Annotated in this window: 14 protein-coding genes, 1 tRNA gene and 2 rRNA genes (1 of these 17 running past the window's edge); 5 read left to right on the forward strand and 12 right to left on the reverse strand. The window is 63.8% G+C overall.

Annotated features, from left to right (window positions below; genetic code table 11):
- The 3 genes from T8T21_RS02165 to T8T21_RS02175 form a co-directional block, all read left to right on the forward strand.
- Positions 1-2,159: ribosomal RNA gene (locus T8T21_RS02165) — 23S ribosomal RNA — on the forward strand (it extends 676 nt beyond the left edge of the window).
- 189 nt (positions 2,160-2,348) lie between these two features.
- Positions 2,349-2,463, forward strand: a 5S ribosomal RNA gene (gene rrf, locus T8T21_RS02170).
- Between the two features lie 91 nt (positions 2,464-2,554).
- Positions 2,555-2,631 (forward strand) — tRNA-Met (locus T8T21_RS02175).
- Here the strand turns inward: T8T21_RS02175 and T8T21_RS20825 are convergent.
- The 4 genes from T8T21_RS20825 to T8T21_RS02195 all read right to left on the reverse strand — a co-directional run bounded on the left by T8T21_RS20825 (position 2,588) and on the right by T8T21_RS02195 (position 5,714).
- Positions 2,588-4,315 carry a recombinase family protein gene (locus tag T8T21_RS20825; RefSeq protein WP_407660126.1) on the reverse strand — a complete coding sequence of 576 codons (1,728 nt, stop codon included), beginning with the start codon at positions 4,313-4,315 and terminating at the stop codon, positions 2,588-2,590. The genes T8T21_RS02175 and T8T21_RS20825 overlap by 44 nt on opposite strands.
- Complete coding sequence (locus T8T21_RS02185) at positions 4,312-4,470, reverse strand: hypothetical protein (RefSeq protein ID WP_322336619.1); 159 nt, start codon at positions 4,468-4,470, stop codon at positions 4,312-4,314. The genes T8T21_RS20825 and T8T21_RS02185 overlap by 4 nt, the downstream gene beginning before the upstream one ends.
- A 240-nt stretch (positions 4,471-4,710) precedes the next feature.
- Positions 4,711-5,160, reverse strand: coding sequence for a hypothetical protein (locus tag T8T21_RS02190; RefSeq protein WP_322336620.1), 450 nt, complete (start codon positions 5,158-5,160; stop codon positions 4,711-4,713).
- Positions 5,157-5,714 (reverse strand): hypothetical protein, encoded by a 558-nt coding sequence (locus T8T21_RS02195; protein ID WP_322336621.1) that lies wholly within the window; start codon positions 5,712-5,714, stop codon positions 5,157-5,159. Before T8T21_RS02195 ends, T8T21_RS02190 begins: the two co-directional genes overlap by 4 nt.
- A gap of 632 nt (positions 5,715-6,346) precedes the next feature.
- Between T8T21_RS02195 and T8T21_RS02200 the strand changes: the two genes are divergently transcribed.
- Positions 6,347-7,774 carry a hypothetical protein gene (locus T8T21_RS02200; protein WP_322336622.1) on the forward strand — a complete coding sequence of 476 codons (1,428 nt, stop codon included), beginning with the start codon at positions 6,347-6,349 and terminating at the stop codon, positions 7,772-7,774.
- 10 nt (positions 7,775-7,784) lie between these two features.
- On the opposite strand, the gene T8T21_RS02205 is transcribed toward T8T21_RS02200, so the two are convergent.
- The 4 genes from T8T21_RS02205 to T8T21_RS02220 form a co-directional block, all read right to left on the reverse strand.
- Positions 7,785-8,246 (reverse strand): DNA-binding protein, encoded by a 462-nt coding sequence (locus T8T21_RS02205; protein WP_322336623.1) that lies wholly within the window; start codon positions 8,244-8,246, stop codon positions 7,785-7,787.
- 98 nt (positions 8,247-8,344) lie between these two features.
- Positions 8,345-8,662, reverse strand: a complete 318-nt coding sequence (locus T8T21_RS02210; RefSeq protein ID WP_322336624.1) for a hypothetical protein — start codon at positions 8,660-8,662, stop codon at positions 8,345-8,347.
- Positions 8,659-11,115, reverse strand: a complete 2,457-nt coding sequence (gene ctaD, locus T8T21_RS02215; RefSeq protein ID WP_322336625.1) for a cytochrome c oxidase subunit I — start codon at positions 11,113-11,115, stop codon at positions 8,659-8,661. The genes T8T21_RS02210 and ctaD overlap by 4 nt, the downstream gene beginning before the upstream one ends.
- Positions 11,112-11,828 carry a cytochrome c oxidase subunit II gene (locus T8T21_RS02220; protein WP_322336626.1) on the reverse strand — a complete coding sequence of 239 codons (717 nt, stop codon included), beginning with the start codon at positions 11,826-11,828 and terminating at the stop codon, positions 11,112-11,114. Before T8T21_RS02220 ends, ctaD begins: the two co-directional genes overlap by 4 nt.
- Here T8T21_RS02220 and T8T21_RS02225 point away from each other — a divergent pair.
- Entirely contained in the window at positions 11,787-12,302 is a 516-nt protein-coding gene (locus tag T8T21_RS02225) for a DUF2231 domain-containing protein (protein WP_183475306.1), read from the forward strand. The two genes, T8T21_RS02220 and T8T21_RS02225, sit on opposite strands and share 42 nt — an antisense overlap.
- Here T8T21_RS02225 and T8T21_RS02230 read toward each other — a convergent pair.
- From T8T21_RS02230 to T8T21_RS02245, 4 genes are all read right to left on the reverse strand, one after another.
- Positions 12,272-12,781, reverse strand: coding sequence for a CopD family protein (locus T8T21_RS02230; RefSeq protein WP_322336627.1), 510 nt, complete (start codon positions 12,779-12,781; stop codon positions 12,272-12,274). The two genes, T8T21_RS02225 and T8T21_RS02230, sit on opposite strands and share 31 nt — an antisense overlap.
- Entirely contained in the window at positions 12,778-13,491 is a 714-nt protein-coding gene (locus T8T21_RS02235) for a cytochrome c oxidase assembly protein (RefSeq protein ID WP_322336628.1), read from the reverse strand. The genes T8T21_RS02230 and T8T21_RS02235 overlap by 4 nt, the downstream gene beginning before the upstream one ends.
- A gap of 312 nt (positions 13,492-13,803) precedes the next feature.
- Entirely contained in the window at positions 13,804-14,181 is a 378-nt protein-coding gene (locus T8T21_RS02240; protein ID WP_322336629.1) for a hypothetical protein, read from the reverse strand.
- A 10-nt stretch (positions 14,182-14,191) separates the two neighbouring features.
- A complete protein-coding gene (locus T8T21_RS02245; RefSeq protein WP_322336630.1) occupies positions 14,192-15,391 on the reverse strand; it encodes a c-type cytochrome in 1,200 nt (399 codons plus the stop codon).
- Between the last annotated feature and the right edge of the window lie 5 nt (positions 15,392-15,396).

A 15,396-nucleotide genomic window follows, 5' to 3' on the forward strand; every position in this document is an offset into this window, starting at 1 on the left:
CATGAGTTCGTGGGATCAGACCCGAAACCGAGTGATCTAGGCATGTCCAGGATGAAGGTGCGGTAACACGCACTGGAGGTCCGAACCCACACCTGTTGAAAAAGGTCGGGATGAGGTGTGCCTAGGGGTGAAAGGCCAATCAAACTCGGAGATAGCTGGTTCTCTGCGAAATCTATTTAGGTAGAGCGTCATCCGAATACCCCGGGGGGTAGAGCACTGGATGGGTAATGGGGCCCCACAGGCTTACTGATCCTAACCAAACTCCGAATACCCGGGAGTACTAGATGGCAGACACACGGCGGGTGCTAACGTCCGTCGTGGAGAGGGAAACAACCCTGACCTACAGCTAAGGCCCCCAATTCGTGGCTAAGTGGGAAAGCAGGTGGGACGACCAAAACAACCAGGAGGTTGGCTTAGAAGCAGCCATCCTTTAAAGATAGCGTAACAGCTCACTGGTCTAAATAAGTTGTCCTGCGGCGAAGATGTAACGGGGCTCAAGCCACGAGCCGAAGCTTAGGATGCACTTAGTGCATGGTAGCAGAGCGTAGTGTGACATAATCCCATGTCTCCTTACCGTCCTCCGGGTCGGCTTGGAGACGCGGGATTTTCTGTGAAGCCGGGCTGTGAGGCATCCGGTGGAGAGATCACTAGCGAGAATGATGACATGAGTAGCGACAAACAGGGTGAGAGACCCTGTCGCCGAAAGTCCAAGGGTTCCTGCTTAAAGTTAATCTGAGCAGGGTAAGCCGACCCCTAAGGCGAGGCCGAAAGGCGTAGTCGATGGGAACCAGGTTAATATTCCTGGGCCAGATGGAAGTGACGGATCGCGGACGTTGTTCACCCTTATCGGATTGGGTGGGCAGCCAGGCGGTCCCTGGAAATAGCTCCATCATGAGATCGTACCCTAAACCGACACAGGTGGACTGGTAGAGAATACCAAGGCGCTTGAGAGAACGATGTTGAAGGAACTCGGCAAAATACCTCCGTAAGTTCGCGAGAAGGAGGCCCGGTTTTTACGCAAGTAGAGGCCGGGGGCACAAACCAGGGGGTGGCGACTGTTTACTAAAAACACAGGGCTCTGCGAAGTCGCAAGACGACGTATAGGGTCTGACGCCTGCCCGGTGCCGGAAGGTTAAAAGGAGAGGTGCAAGCCTTGAATTGAAGCCCCGGTAAACGGCGGCCGTAACTATAACGGTCCTAAGGTAGCGAAATTCCTTGTCGGGTAAGTTCCGACCTGCACGAATGGCGTAACGACTTCCCCGCTGTCTCCAACATCGACTCAGCGAAATTGAATTGCCGGTCAAGATGCCGGCTTCCCGCGGTTAGACGGAAAGACCCCATGCACCTTTACTACAGCTTCACACTGGCATCAGGATTGCGATGTGCAGGATAGGTGGTAGGCTTTGAAGCGGGAACGCCAGTTCCCGTGGAGCCTCCCTTGAGATACCACCCTTCGCACTCTTGATGTCTAACCGCGGTCCGTCATCCGGATCCGGGACCCTGTGTGGCGGGTAGTTTGACTGGGGCGGTCGCCTCCCAAACAGTAACGGAGGCGCGCGAAGGTTGGCTCAGAACGGTCGGAAATCGTTCGTCGAGTGCAATGGCATAAGCCAGCCTGACTGCAAGACTGACACGTCGAGCAGAGTCGAAAGACGGCCATAGTGATCCGGTGGTCCCGAGTGGAAGGGCCATCGCTCAACGGATAAAAGGTACGCTGGGGATAACAGGCTGATACTGCCCAAGAGTCCATATCGACGGCAGTGTTTGGCACCTCGATGTCGGCTCATCTCATCCTGGGGCTGGAGCAGGTCCCAAGGGTATGGCTGTTCGCCATTTAAAGAGGTACGTGAGCTGGGTTTAGAACGTCGTGAGACAGTTCGGTCCCTATCTTCCGTGGGTGTAGGATACTTGAGAGGAGTTGCCCCTAGTACGAGAGGACCGGGGTGAACGATCCACTGGTGGACCAGTTGTCGTGCCAACGGCAGTGCTGGGTAGCTATGATCGGACAGGATAACCGCTGAAGGCATCTAAGCGGGAAGCCCCCCTCAAAACAAGGTATCCCTGAGGACCGTGGTAGACCACCACGTCGATAGGTCGGAGATGTAAGCGCAGCAATGCGTTCAGTTGACCGATACTAATGGTCCGATAGGCTTGATCCGATCCAGAAACAGCAAGGCTGGATCCGAAAGCATACACAATCAAGGAAATGTACGACGACCTGGAACACCGCTCCCCCCAATCGGGGCAGGGCGGCTGATATGGTGACCTCCCCCCAAGCGACGCGACAGGCCACACCGGCCTCGAGCAGCGCCCCGCGCGGCAGGCCACCGAAGATGTTCTTTTCTCGGTCTGGTGGCCATAGCACGAGCAAAACACCCGATCCCATTCCGAACTCGGCCGTTAAGTGCCGTTGCGCTGATGGTACTGCGTCTCAAGACGTGGGAGAGTAAGTCACCGCCAGACCTAGTAAAGAACATCCCACATTCTCTCTGACACGATGCCAGAACCGATCCGGCCTCAAGCAGCGCTCCGCGCAGCAGGCCAAACATCCTGTCGCGGGATGGAGCAGCCCGGTAGCTCGTCAGGCTCATAACCTGAAGGTCGCAGGTTCAAATCCTGCTCCCGCAACCACTGAAATCTGCATCGCAGACAAGGCAGCGCCCCACGGGGCGCTTTCTGCGTTTCCCCCAGCGGGTCGGCAGATCCGGGACGCCTCGCCCCGGATCTCGATACGTACCCCATCCCGGGCGTCGGGGTCCTTCCAGACCCGCACGTCTCTGAGTATCTGCCGCAACAGCGCGTTCGCCTCCACGATCTGACCGCTTCCGGTCAGCAGATCCTCAAGCCGGCGAACCTGTTGGCCATAGATGGTTTCCAGACCCTCAAGGGTCGGCACGACCACCTCGGTGGCTTTCCCGAGTTCGATGATCTCGTCGCGTAGCGCGTCGCGCTCTGCCTCTCTGGTTTTCAGGCGCGCCAGCAGCGAGTCTCCTGTCTCCTCGGTTTCCAACCGATCCAACAAGCGTTCGATGGCCGTCTCGGTCCTCTTCAGCTGCGCTTCAAGCGCCTTTTTTTCAGCTTCGCCATTCGCCGGTTGCAGCAGGAGGAGGCGATTGACCTCTTCGGCAAACTGCCGGGCAAAGCCCGGGGTCAACAGTCCCTGTCGGATACGGGCCAGGACCCGGCTTTCAAGCTTTTCCCGTGCGATCGTACGGCTGTTCTCGCACTCTTGGCTGCCCTGGGTCTTGCGAGTGTAGCAGCCGTAGCGGTCCTTTCCGGTGATCGTGTAGCCTCCGCCGCAGCAACCGCATTTGACGATCCCATTGAGGACATACCGAGCACGGTGGCTGTCGTTCAGCGGTGCCGTTTTGCCCGCATACTGCTCATGCGTGGCCGCGAGGCGATCCTGTACCGCGTTCCAAACCTCGTCCTCGATGACTGCGAGCTGCGGCGCATCCCCGTGGACCCTGTGGTCCGGATCGGCAGGACGAGAGAGGCGATTACCAGTCTCGGGATCGCGGTAGAAGCGGTTTCGCCCGTAAACGATGATGCCGATATACGCCTCGTTGCGCAGCATGCCGTCCCGCTTCTTGGCATTGCCCCTGATGGTGCTGTCGTTCCATTTGCCTCCGGACGGGGAGGGAATACCCTCCTCGTTCAAGGACGCGGCAATCTTGCGGGGCGACAAGCCGTCGGCGTAGTCATCGAAGATGCGCTTTACGACAGCCGCCTGCTCCGGGACGATTTCACGATTCAGTCCCCGCGCGCCGGGGACGACGCGATAGCCATACGCAAGTCCGGCGGCCACACGTCCACCGACGGTTTCCCCCTGCTGGCCCCTGCGGGTCTTGTCGGCGATCTCCCGCGATTGATGCTCGGCGATGGCTGCGAGGAAAGGCACGAGCTTCCAATCAAATTTTCCCCCATTCGCGGCATACAGGTCGATGTTCCTGCTCTCGAACCACCCCGCAAGGATAGATATGTCGGCCGCCCGCCGACCGATCCGTTCGATGCCCTCCACGATGACGGCCGCGATGTCGCCTTGTGCGACGCGCTCCTTCATGGCCGTGACGCCAGGACGGGACCGTAGCAGCGTCAGGCCGGTCTTGGCCTCATCGCGATATTCGCCAGCGATCTCGAAACCCTGTTTTGTTGCGGTTTCCCGGGCGATCCGGAGTTGATGCTCGCAGGACTGGTCGTTCTGCTTGTCCATGGAGTAGCGGGCGTAAAGCACAACCTTCGGCTTCTCACCGGGGGCAGGCAGGGCGGTAGGCGCGCCGGTGGCGCGCCTCACATTGCGGACAGGGTCGGTCATGCCTGGCTCTCCCTCTTGTCGGTTTTGCCCGTGGCCACGTGAGCCCTGGCCATCAACGAAACGAACGAAGACAGCAAAACCGTGATCTCGGTGGCGCCCCCGGGATTGTCGTTCGCAGCGATAAGGGTTTGGGTTTCGGCGTTGGTCTTGGTCATGAGTTGATCTTTCAAGGTCTCACCACGCTTGTTGGTGGCAGACGGGAGATCGGGCCGGTTCTGGCGCATCGATTTAAGTTTATTGATGGGGTCCAGATCCCACGGAGGGTGACGCGCCGGCGCTGTCGTAGCAGCAGTGGAGCGGTGGCGATGCCGGCGCGTCGTTCGACGGTGATCCATGCCGTCGGATTGTGGAGCCGAGGCCCCTCAAGGAACGGCGCCCTACCGGGCGCCGTGCAGTCACTGCATGCCGAGCAGACGGAAGCTCTGCCTTATCGCGTCGGCGTGGTCGAGCGCCCTACGGGTGGCGCGATAGAGCACCCCGATCGGCTGCATGGCCGCCTGGAGCACCTCCTCCTCCGGGGTGAGCTGCCGACACGCCCCGAAGCTATGGTTGTTGCCGAGTGCACCGCTATCCGGGCCCGTGGCCTCCTTGCCGTGAGCCTCCGGCGGAAGCACCTTGCGGATCTCCCCGAGTGCGACATCGAGGAAGTAAGGGAGATCGTCGTCTATGTCGGTCTCTTCATCGAGATATTCGATGACCTCCCTGACCACCTCCTGCGCAGCCGGGTCGAGGTACGGCAGAACCTGCCGTGCCAAGTGCTGGCTCATGTCCGCCCGCAACTCGATGACGGGGCGGACGAGGGCGACCTGTTGTTCCAACAGGTTTCTGGCGGACTGGACGCTCATTTCTGCACCTCCTTTCCCGCATGGCGGGGCTGGTGAGGCAATTGCCTCTCACCATGGGTGTTCCGGCCACGAACGGTCCGTGAGCGGGAGCGCTGCCTCGACCGGCGATCGGCGGCGATGTCTCGCTCTGCGTGAATCCGACCGCGCACGGCGTTCATCGCTGCAAACGGCCTTCCGTCGAGGCGTCCGAGTACGGCCGAACCGGTGGTCCGGCAGATGCAGAAGCCGCTGTTCGTCAGCGGCACGAGCAGCCGCCGTGCGCCGACGAAGCGGGTGGGTTCGTTCAGTCCCGCAGAGAGGTACTCGGACCGGCGACGCGCGTGCACCTCATAGCCGATGTTAGAGCGACGGCGAGAGGTGGTGCCATACGCAAGCAGCGCGTAGCGCAGGCCGTCACGCTCCTCGATATCGAGGACGAGGCAGGGCCGCGCCTTCGGGCGCCCGGTGTGGCCCTCCTCGGCCAGCGGAAAGCGAAAGGAGAGGATGTCGCCGGCGGTGATGTGATCCTGCCAGGCCGGGGTCATGGTGAGATTGGTTTGGATGCTGTCGAGCATTGTCGGTGTCCTGAGATGGTGGATGTTCGACGCGCCCGATGTCGTCTTTTCCTCTCGGCCGGGTCCTTCCGTCGTGCGCGTCACAACGCGCGCGCACGGCGGAACGGGGCTGGCCTGCTTCCTCGTCCCATCATCATGCCTGCGCTGGTGGGGAGAGCGTCGAGAGGGGACGCCCCTCTCGACCCCGCCGAGAGGGCGAGCGGAGATGGGTTCGGGAAGAGGTGCGGTACGCTCTTCCCGGGAGTGGGAGGAGGTACGGAGGAGAGCGCGGAGCGGCGTCCTCTGGGAGTAGGGGGTCTTGGGGGAGAGCGGATCGACGACCCGAGCCCGTCGGGGGACGCCAGGGGGTGCAGGGGGAGCGGCGAGCGATGACCCTGCCGCCGTCTGCGGAGGACCGCACGCCGCGCAGGCGGCCCCCGGCAGGGCCCTCGGAGAGCCCCCGGAGGGCCGACGCGTATTGAGCCGCCATGGGCGGCGTCTCGCAATACGCAAAGTCGGTCCCTACACCTTGTCAGAGGGACCCTTGCAGGCCCGCCTTTCAAGGTCGGGCGTGACATCGACGCGTCGTTTTTTCGTGGCCTTGTATTTCCCTATTTCCGCTTCGCCGAAACCGAAAGAGGCGGAGCGAGATCATGCAGGGCTACCAGTTCGCCCATATTGAAACCTGGTCGCGGAAAGGCGTGGCCAAAAACAACGGCAAGGATGAAAAGGTCCGCCGAAATGGGCAGCGCGGATGGACCGCGGAACAGATCATCGATGAAGCCGCGCGGGAGCCATGGGCATCGGAACATGTGGGGCGAGGCAGGCGTGACCCGCTCGTCATTTCCGGCACCTGCGCCTCCTTCGATGAGCTGCGTGCAGCACATGAAGAAGCCTGTCGGGCCAAGGTTTCGGTGCCCTACACCAACCGGCAGACGAAGAAGAAAGGTACGCGAAGGCGGTCCGTTCGCGTCGACACGCACACGCTCTACACCGCGGTCATTTCCCTCCCGATCCTGAGTGCCGATGCCCGCGAGGATCAGACCGTCATGGACGAATGCAGGAAGGCTTTCGACCTCGTCATCGCCTGCGAAAAGCGCCGCATCAAAGACGCTGGCGGGGAGTTCGCTATGGGAGCCATTCATCTTGATGAACGCCACGTCCACCTCCACCTCTATGGCCTCGACCGACATCGCGGATCGGTAAATGGACTCCATCCGGGCAAGGCGGCGCTGGATGAGTTCCGGGCACGCCATGGGGCGCTTTCCTCGAAGGACTCCGATCTGTTCCAGCGATCGAAACGCGCCTACTGCGACGCGATGCGCGAGTGGCAGGATGACCTTCATCGGGAGGCGCTGGGGCGGGTCGGCCTCTGCCGCTTTGGCCCGCGGCGGTTCAGGTGTTCCCGCGGTCAATGGAACGAACGCAAGCGCGAGGAAGAAGAGCGGGCAAAGGCACAGACTACAATCGAAGCAGTCGGAAAAATTACAGCATCCCAGAGGGCCGCAAGCGATGCGCTGGCTGAACGGGAGGCGAATGTCTCGGAAATGCAGGAAAGCCTCCAAGCCGAACACGAGAAACTGGCCCAAGGGCGAGCTTCGGTGGAGGAGGATGCGCTTCGCCTCGATGCAGGGCTGGCAACGGTGGAGGCGATGGCCGCAGGGTATATTGAGGAGCATCAGAGCGCGGGCGAAAGTACCATCAGGGCTACGCCAGATACGAAGAAATCGGACAAGAAATGGCAAGAACTCCGGGCGCGACTGAGCCGTGCCCCAAGTGAAGCAAGCCGCATCGGCGCCCTGATTGGAGCATCACTTCGAGACCTCCGAGCGGAGGCAAAACGGCAGGCGCGGGAGACCGCGATGGCAGACGCGCGGGCCGAGATCGAACGACGTTTTCCGGGGCTGGGCGCGGTGCACAGGGTCGCTCAGGGCCTGATCAATCGCTTGTCGACACCGAGGGAACGGCTCGAGGCGACGAACGAGTTGGACAGAGCCGCAAAAGCGGAGGCCAAGGATGTCGCCAGCTTCCGTAAGGAGGGGGGGCCGCCGCCACGTTCTGGAGATGGCCAAGAGCAATAACCCAGCGGCCTCATGGCAGGATCAGGCGTGGCCGATCGCTGCCATTCTGGAGGGTCGCGATCATCTCATCCCGGGCTGCGAGTTCTGCCTCGAGATCATCAGTAAATCGCTCCAGGTTCTGCTTCTCCTGACTCGCCCGGGTCAGGGCCGCCTCAAGCTGGCCGATACGTTGCAGAAGCGGTGCCTTCGCTTCAGCTTGAGCACAGGCGATCACGGTAGCAAGCCCGCGGGAGTGTCCCTCGATCGCAGTAGTCAGTTCCGGCGACTGAATCTCACCGCCCAGCTCGATGCCAAGGCGTACGGGGAGCTGCCGGTCCCGGTGTTCGAGCCACGTGTCCCACGGTGTCTTGGAGAGGCCCCGCCGGCCGAGCTCGTTCCATAGCGTTGGCCGTTCGGGCTCGACGCCTCGAGCGCGCATGGCCATGCCGGCGGCGATCACCTCGGCGGGGGAGTAGGCGGGTTTCTGGGACATCTGAGGGCTCCGTAAGCTGGTGGAGCCCGGTAGATGTAGCCGAAGCTGAAAGATGAAAAACAATGATCCGCGGAGGCGTCTCAATCAAGCTCACAAGCTCACAAGCAATGCGACGTCGCCAATACCGGCACGAGCGTCCAGGCCGTGCCAACCACGGCAGCCGCGGCAAGCGTCATGCTGATGCCGTGGATGGCGGCACTGGGATGGGGCCATCGTGACGACCTCAGCACGGCAAGCAGCATGACCTGAAGCGCCACGGCGACGAGTGCCGCGCCGACAAGCAGGGCTCGGCCTGGAACCTCCGGGGCGATCGTCGCCCACCGGCTCGAGCACAGCAAGCCGTGCAGCCCGTAAACCGCGCTGAAGGCAGCGAGCCAAAGCGTCAGCGGCAGCGACAGGCGCAGGATAGCGTTCATGTCAGCACCCCGGGCAGCCCGATCGCCGCGGTCGTCAACAGGGCGACCAATAGGGTGTAGTCGCTCCACAGGCGGGCGATGCGCGTCGCGCCGAGCGTGGTACCCGCCGAATGGCCCGACAGGCGGCGTAGCCCCACGGCCGACCACATCAATATGCTGACGAGGCAGTGCAGCAGCCCGTACCCGACGAAAACCCAGACCGTCGCGTCATAGGCATGAAGGGTGGGATCGGGGCTCTCGGACAGCACGGGCAGCGCCGCGCCGGCGATGAGGGCGAGGCCGAAGAAGGCCGCGCTCTGACCCATCAGCGTGCCGAAACGGGGCCCGAGGAAGGCCAGACCGGCGCCGGCAAGCACGAGGACCAACGGAAGGACGCCCGGTTCGAGATAGGCCGGGGGCGGCCAGTTCGGGGCAATGGAGAACAGGAAGGCATAGCCGAACAGCAGCGAGCCGAAGAAGGTGCCGTTGGCCAGCAACAGGAAGACCGAGCCCCACCAGCCGGGCGGGTCGGACGCTTCGGCCGCCGTGGGCAGCGACAGGCCCCGACCTACCGGCAGATGCCCCTCCGGCGCGCGGCGCCCCAGCCCCCAGACCCAGACAAGCGCGCAGCTGATCACCCCCAGCGCCGAGATCGGCACGAGCCAGTAGGCCTTGAGCAGCATTCCGAGGAAGAACAGCCCCGTGATCGCCGACATCAGCATCGGAAGCGCGGTGTTGCCCGGGAAGATAACGACGTAGCGGGGCTCGCCGGTGGCGATATCGACCGAGAGCGTCTCGCGCCGGCCGCGGGCCGGGTCGCCGAGATATCCCTCACCGCGCGCCAGCCGCACCGGCAGTTCGGGGTCCTCGTAGAGCGGCTCGCGCGAGGTGACATGCGCGAGGCTCGCGAAATTGTAGGGCGCCGCCGGCGTCGGCATGGCCCAGTCGAGCGTGCCCGCGCCCCAGGGATCGCGCGAGCCGCGGATCGCCACCACGGCGTTCACGACCACGTCGATCAGCACCAGCGCGAAGCCGATCGCCATGACGAAGCCGCTGATCGAGGCGATGATATTGATCGTCTCCCAGCCTTGGCCGGCTTCGTAGCTGTCGATCCGCCGCCGCATCCCCAGGAGCCCGGCCCAATGCAGGGCCAGGAAGGTGCCATGGAACCCCGGCACCACGAGCCAGAACGCCGCGTGGCCGAGCTTGAAATAGGTCTTGCGGCCGGTGAAATGTGGCATCCAGTAATAGAGCGCGGCGATCATCGGGAAGACGAAGCCGCCGACCAGCACGTAGTGCAGGTGGGCGACGATGAAGTAGGTGTCGTGCGCCTGCCAGTCGAAGGGCACGATCGCCACCATCACGCCCGTCAGCCCGCCGATCACGAAGGTGGCGAAGAAGGCCAGGAGCCACAGCATCGGCAGATGCATCGCGGGCCGGCCCTTCCACAGCGTGCCGATCCAGGCGAAGATCTGCACCGCCGTCGGCACCGCGACCAGCGTCGAGGCGGCCGAGAAGAAGGCGAGCCCCATATGCGGGATGCCCGTGGTGAACATGTGGTGCACCCAGAGCCCGAAGCTCAGCACGCCGAGGCTCACCGCCGCCGCGATGATCCAGCCGTAGCCCATGAGCGTGGTGCGCGCCATCACCGGCAGGATGGTCGAGATCGCGCCCGCCGCCGGCAGGAAGATGATGTAGACCTCCGGGTGGCCGAACAGCCAGAACAGGTGCTGCCAGAGCAGCGCGTCGCCCCCTTGCGCCACCTGGAAGAAGGGCATGCCGAAGGCGCGTTCCAGCTCCAGCAGGATCGAGCCGAGGATCAGCGGCGGAAAGCCCGTCAGGATCATCACCGCCGTGACCAGCGCGTACCACGCGAAGATCGGCATCCGCGACAGCGACATGCCCGGCGCGCGGTAGCGCAGTACCGTCACGGTGATCTCGACCGCGGCCGAGATCGCCGAGATCTCGACGAAGGTGATGCCGATCAGCCAGAAGTCCGAGTTGATCCCCGGCGCGCCGATGGTCGACGACAGCGGTGGATACATGAACCAGCCGCTGTCGGGCGCAAGGCCCGCCAGCAGCGCGAAGATCATCATCGATCCGCCGAAGACGTAGCACCAGAAGCCGTAGGCGGTGAGCCGGGGGAAGGCGAGGTCGCGCGTGCCCAGCATCTTCGGCAGCAGGTAGACCGCGAGCCCCTCGAAGAAGGGGATCGCGAACAGGAACATCATGATGGTCCCGTGCATGGTGAAGATCTGGTTGTAGTGGTCGGGGCCGAGAAAAGCCGAGCGAGGGCTGGCGAGCTGCGCCCGGATCAGCATCGCGAGAATGCCGCCCACCACGAAGAAGGAGGTCGCCACGAGGAGGAACATCCGGCCCAGATCGGTGTGGTTCACGGTGGTGAACCAGCCCTTGAGGCCGGGGTCCGAGGCCCAGATCCGCGACAGGGCACGATGGCGCCTGAGCGCGTTCATGGTGTCTCTCCTTGCAGGAAGGTCCGCCAGCCCGCGTCGTCATGCGCGATCACGGTGAAGCGGTGGTCGCGGTAGCCCGCGCCGTTGAACTCCGATCCCAGCCCCTCGTATCGCCCCGGCAGGTCGGCCTCGAGCCGCAGCACGTTCACATGGCCCGGCACGGCGTCGAGCTTGCCCGCGAGCCGTGGCACCCAGAAGCCATGCACCACGTCGACCGTGGTGATGGCCACGTCGACCGGGCGGTCGGCCGGGATGTGCAGTACGTTGTTGGTCTCGAGCCCCGGCAGGTCGTCGTACCGGAAGCGCCAGGCCCATTGTCGCGCTTCGGCGTGAACGCGCACCAGATCGGGCGTCGCGCGCGGCAGCAGGCGCTCGCCCACGACGAGGCCATAGGCCAGCAGCGCGGCCAGCACGGTCATGGGGAAGGCCAGCCCGAGCCAGATCACGAAGCGCCGCTCCTCCGTTTCTGCCGGTGGCCGCCGCCAAGCGAGCACGATCAGCGCCGCGACGAAGAGGAAGATCGCCGTCGCGCCCCCCAGAAGCACCCACCACAGCTGGGCGATGACCGCGGCCGCCGGGCCCGCCGGGTGCACCGCCGAGAGGCTTTCCTCGCAACCCGCGAGCAGCAAGGGTGTTGAACCGGTGAGACCCCAGCGCAGGAGAGACCGGACATGGCCGAGGAAATGGTCCAGACGAAAAACGAAGAGCTTCACGACCCGATCGTGGAGGCCGCCGGCTACGACGAGACCGAATCCGTCGTCGGTATCTGGGGCCATCCGCTGCACGCGATGAGCGTGGCCTTCCCGGTGGCGCTGACCTTCTGCACCTTCGGGGCGGATGCGCTCTACTGGTGGTCGGGCGAGCTGTTCTGGGCGCGCGCCGCGATCTGGGCGGCGGGCACGGCTTTCCTGTTCGGTCTCGCCGCCGGCGCCACCGGCACAGCCGAGCTTCTGATGGTGCCGGGCATCCGCATCCGTGCCCCGGCGTGGTCGCATTTCGTGATCGCGGTGCTGCTGCTGTCGATCCTCGGCGCAAACTGGGGTTACCGGTTGCAAGGCTACGAGGCAGCGGTGCTTCCTTACGGCATACTGATCTCGGGATTCAGCGTGCTCGTGGTGATGGTCACGGGGTGGCATGGCGGCAAACTCGTCTTCGATTATCGTCTGGGCACGTCGAAGGGCAGCTGACGGTCGAGCGGCTCCGCCAGCCAGCCCGGCACCGGGATCTCGCCAAGCTCGGGCTTGGCGAGCACCAACGCCAGGATGCCGAGGATCGGCAGCATCAGAAGCATCAGCGGCCAGACCGGCCGCGGCGCGCGATGCGCGCCCTCACGCTCGGCCACCGCGACCAGAACGTAACCGACCCAGACATGGAAGCTCACCAGCGCCGCCACGAAGACCAGCTTGGCGAACATCCATGTCACGAAGACCTCGCGCAGGAAGATCAGTCCCGTGCCGGAGGCGATGGCGATCACCGCCGCCGGGGTGATGCCGAGGGTATAGGCGTAATGGGTGGCCCGGCGGATGCGCTCGTAGTCGCCTTGGCCGATCGCCGGGTCGTGCCGCGCCAGCATCAGGGGCAGGGCGAAGAGGCCGCCGCACCACAGGATCAGCATGCCGACATGCAGCGCCTTGAGGTGCGGGATCAGACCGTAGAGCCAGCTCACGCGAGGCCCCGCTCATTCCCGGCCCACCAGCCGCGCCGCGCCGAAAGCGCGATCATCGCGGCATAGGGCAGCATCGCCGGGACCCACATGATCAGCCCGCCGAGCTGCTGATCGGCCAGTGGCGTGAGACCCCAGGCCAGCGGCGCCAGCCCATGCACGGCATAGAGCGGCGCCGGCGCGAAGGTCAGCAGCGCGCCGAGCGCGCCCATCTGCATCAGCCCGGCCAGCGACCACAGCACGGCATCGATGCCGCCGCGCGCGCTCAGAACAGAACGCCAGAACCAGACGGCTGACCCCAGCAGGGTCAGCTGCATGACCCAGTAGACGACCACGTCGCTCAGCGCGAGGTCGTAGGCGGCCGGAAGATGCCAGGCCCAGAGCAGCGCCGTCGAGACGAGGAAGGACAGGGCAACGCCCGAGCGCCGGCGGGCGGGCAGGGTCGCGGCCAGCAGTGGCGCCGCGACCGCGACGAGAAGCACGTGATGCACCACGCGGGCCGAGAACAGGCCGACCGAGATCGCGCAGAGAGGAGAGACGAACGCGAACGCCAACACTCCGACGGCGGCGGGGCCGGTCCGCGCGTTTCTGAGGACCACCAGCAAAAGGAGCAGTCCCGCCAGCAGCAGAGGGTCGAGATTCCAGCTGCGCAACGCCAGTTCGGGCAGGGGCGCCGCGCCGCAATAGCTGCCCGGGAGAATGTCGATAGGCATTGTCACGCTCCTCACCCTGGCCGCGCCCAAAGCCAATCAACGAACTGCGCGGCCTAACGACGCTACGCCGAACCAGTTAGACCGGTAAGATTATGGTTCAAATGAATATTCCCAATGCCGATCGAAACTGTTCGCCCCGGGCTAATCGGACCGGTTTTCCTTCAGCCCCCTTGCTTTCATGCGCTCACACCCGGATCGCCGAAACCGGCTGCCCGAGCTCCCTGTCTCATGCAGATGATGATCGCCAATACCAAAAAAGGCCGATGATTGATAAGGGAAGGGCATTGGTGCGCTTCTTGGGTTTCGTTTGCCTCAATAGATGATGCCTGCTTCCTGACAGAGCCTTTCCGAGATGCCGGACATGTCGGGGCTTGCTCCTCCGGAGCCTTCGCTCTCGTTCTCTCCGGAAGCCAGCTGATCCAGTGCGACACCGGATGCGCCGTCGTCGAAACGGCGGGTCGAGGTCTGCTCGGGCCGTTCACTTTCCGCCTGTAGATCGGATGGCTCCTCCCCATTCGATCCACCACGCCCGGTTTCTCGCGCGACATCCGTACAATGCTGAACGATGGCCTCCATCGCGGCGCGGTTCCCAGTATCGAATTTCTCGTTCCCGAGGTAGAGGGCTTCGGCCTGCAAGGGGGCGGCTGAGGCAAGGGCCAAAGCAAGAGAGATAAGACATGAGCGCATCATGGGGTCACCTTCAGTGCTCCTCTTCGGCAAGATAGTCGCGCATCTCGGCTACTTGCGAGGCTGAAATCGGGCCGGCGCGCCGATCGCCGGTGCCGCGCAGGTAGGTCAGGAGGTCGGCGATCTGCGCATCGCTCAGCTTCCAGGAGAAGGGCGGCATGGCGAGCATGCTGGGAATGGTGTCGGTGGGCTGCGCCCGCGCCCCGCCGAGGATGATGCGGATAGCACTCGAGGGGTCTTCGGCATGGACCTTGTTGGACGTGCTCAGCGGCGCGAAGAAATATGGCACGCCGGACTGGTCCGCCGCGTGGCAGGCGGCGCAGTTGTCGAAGTAGATCCCGGCCCCGGTCTCGAGACGCGCCGCCTCGGGGGCATCTTCCACCTCAGGTATCTCGTCCTCGAGGCTCTTGAGATAGGTCGCTACGGCGCGCAGGTCCTCTTCGCGCAGGTGCTGGGTGGATATCGAGACCACTTCGCCCATGCGCTGCATGGGGGCGGTATGCTTGGCACGGCCATGCTTGAGGAACTCGACGATGTCGTCGGTCTCCCAGTGCGCTATGCCGCCGCCTGCCCCGGCGCGGATGTTGGGCGCGAACCAGTTCTCCAGCAGCCCACCGCGCAGGTATTCGTCCTCCTTGCTGGCCCCGAGCAGGTTTTTGCCCGAATGGCAGCCGCCGCAGTGCAGCGGTCCGTCCACGAGAAAGCGGCCTCGGTTCCAGTCTTCGGAGCGATCGGGGTCGGGGACAAACGTCTCGTCCTCGAAGAACAAGAGCTTCCAGCCAGCCACTGACATGCGGATGTTCAGTGGGAACGGCAGATCGTTCTCCGGATCTTCGGCATGGACTGGCTCGAGCGACTGGAGATAGGCGAAGATCGCGTCGGTCTCGTCGCGCGACATCAATGTGTAGTAGGGGTAGGGCATCGCCGGATAGAGATGTTGGCCCTCGTCGTCGATGCCTTCGTTCAGCGCGTTATGGAAATCCTCTCGCGTCCATCGACCCAGGCCGGTCGCGTCATCCGGAGTAAGGTTGGGGGAATAGATCGTGCCGAAAGGGGTGCCAAGCGCGCGACCGCCCGCGAAGGGCAGGCCGTCATTCTCGATATCTGTGTGGCAGGCCTCGCAATCGCCCGCGATGGTCAAGTAGCGGCCGCGCTCAACCTGCGACGAGGACAGCTCCTGCGCAGCGGGCGCGGTAGCCGTGACGGACGCCATGCAGC

This window comes from Limimaricola variabilis (assembly GCF_034371605.1).
Taxonomy (GTDB): Bacteria; Pseudomonadota; Alphaproteobacteria; order Rhodobacterales; family Rhodobacteraceae; genus Limimaricola; species Limimaricola variabilis.

What these genes read in the sequence shown, in the direction of transcription:
- T8T21_RS20825 (WP_407660126.1), bottom strand. Translation starts at nt 4,315, where the DNA reads ATGACCGACCCTGTCCGCAATGTGAGGCGCGCCACCGGCGCGCCTACC.
- T8T21_RS02185 (WP_322336619.1), bottom strand. Translation starts at nt 4,470, where the DNA reads ATGACCAAGACCAACGCCGAAACCCAAACCCTTATCGCTGCGAACGAC.
- T8T21_RS02190 (WP_322336620.1), bottom strand. Translation starts at nt 5,160, where the DNA reads ATGAGCGTCCAGTCCGCCAGAAACCTGTTGGAACAACAGGTCGCCCTC.
- T8T21_RS02195 (WP_322336621.1), bottom strand. Translation starts at nt 5,714, where the DNA reads ATGCTCGACAGCATCCAAACCAATCTCACCATGACCCCGGCCTGGCAG.
- T8T21_RS02200 (WP_322336622.1), top strand. Translation starts at nt 6,347, where the DNA reads ATGCAGGGCTACCAGTTCGCCCATATTGAAACCTGGTCGCGGAAAGGC.
- T8T21_RS02205 (WP_322336623.1), bottom strand. Translation starts at nt 8,246, where the DNA reads ATGTCCCAGAAACCCGCCTACTCCCCCGCCGAGGTGATCGCCGCCGGC.
- T8T21_RS02210 (WP_322336624.1), bottom strand. Translation starts at nt 8,662, where the DNA reads ATGAACGCTATCCTGCGCCTGTCGCTGCCGCTGACGCTTTGGCTCGCT.
- ctaD (WP_322336625.1), bottom strand. Translation starts at nt 11,115, where the DNA reads ATGAACGCGCTCAGGCGCCATCGTGCCCTGTCGCGGATCTGGGCCTCG.
- T8T21_RS02225 (WP_183475306.1), top strand. Translation starts at nt 11,787, where the DNA reads ATGGCCGAGGAAATGGTCCAGACGAAAAACGAAGAGCTTCACGACCCG.
- T8T21_RS02235 (WP_322336628.1), bottom strand. Translation starts at nt 13,491, where the DNA reads ATGCCTATCGACATTCTCCCGGGCAGCTATTGCGGCGCGGCGCCCCTG.
- T8T21_RS02240 (WP_322336629.1), bottom strand. Translation starts at nt 14,181, where the DNA reads ATGATGCGCTCATGTCTTATCTCTCTTGCTTTGGCCCTTGCCTCAGCC.
- T8T21_RS02245 (WP_322336630.1), bottom strand. Translation starts at nt 15,391, where the DNA reads ATGGCGTCCGTCACGGCTACCGCGCCCGCTGCGCAGGAGCTGTCCTCG.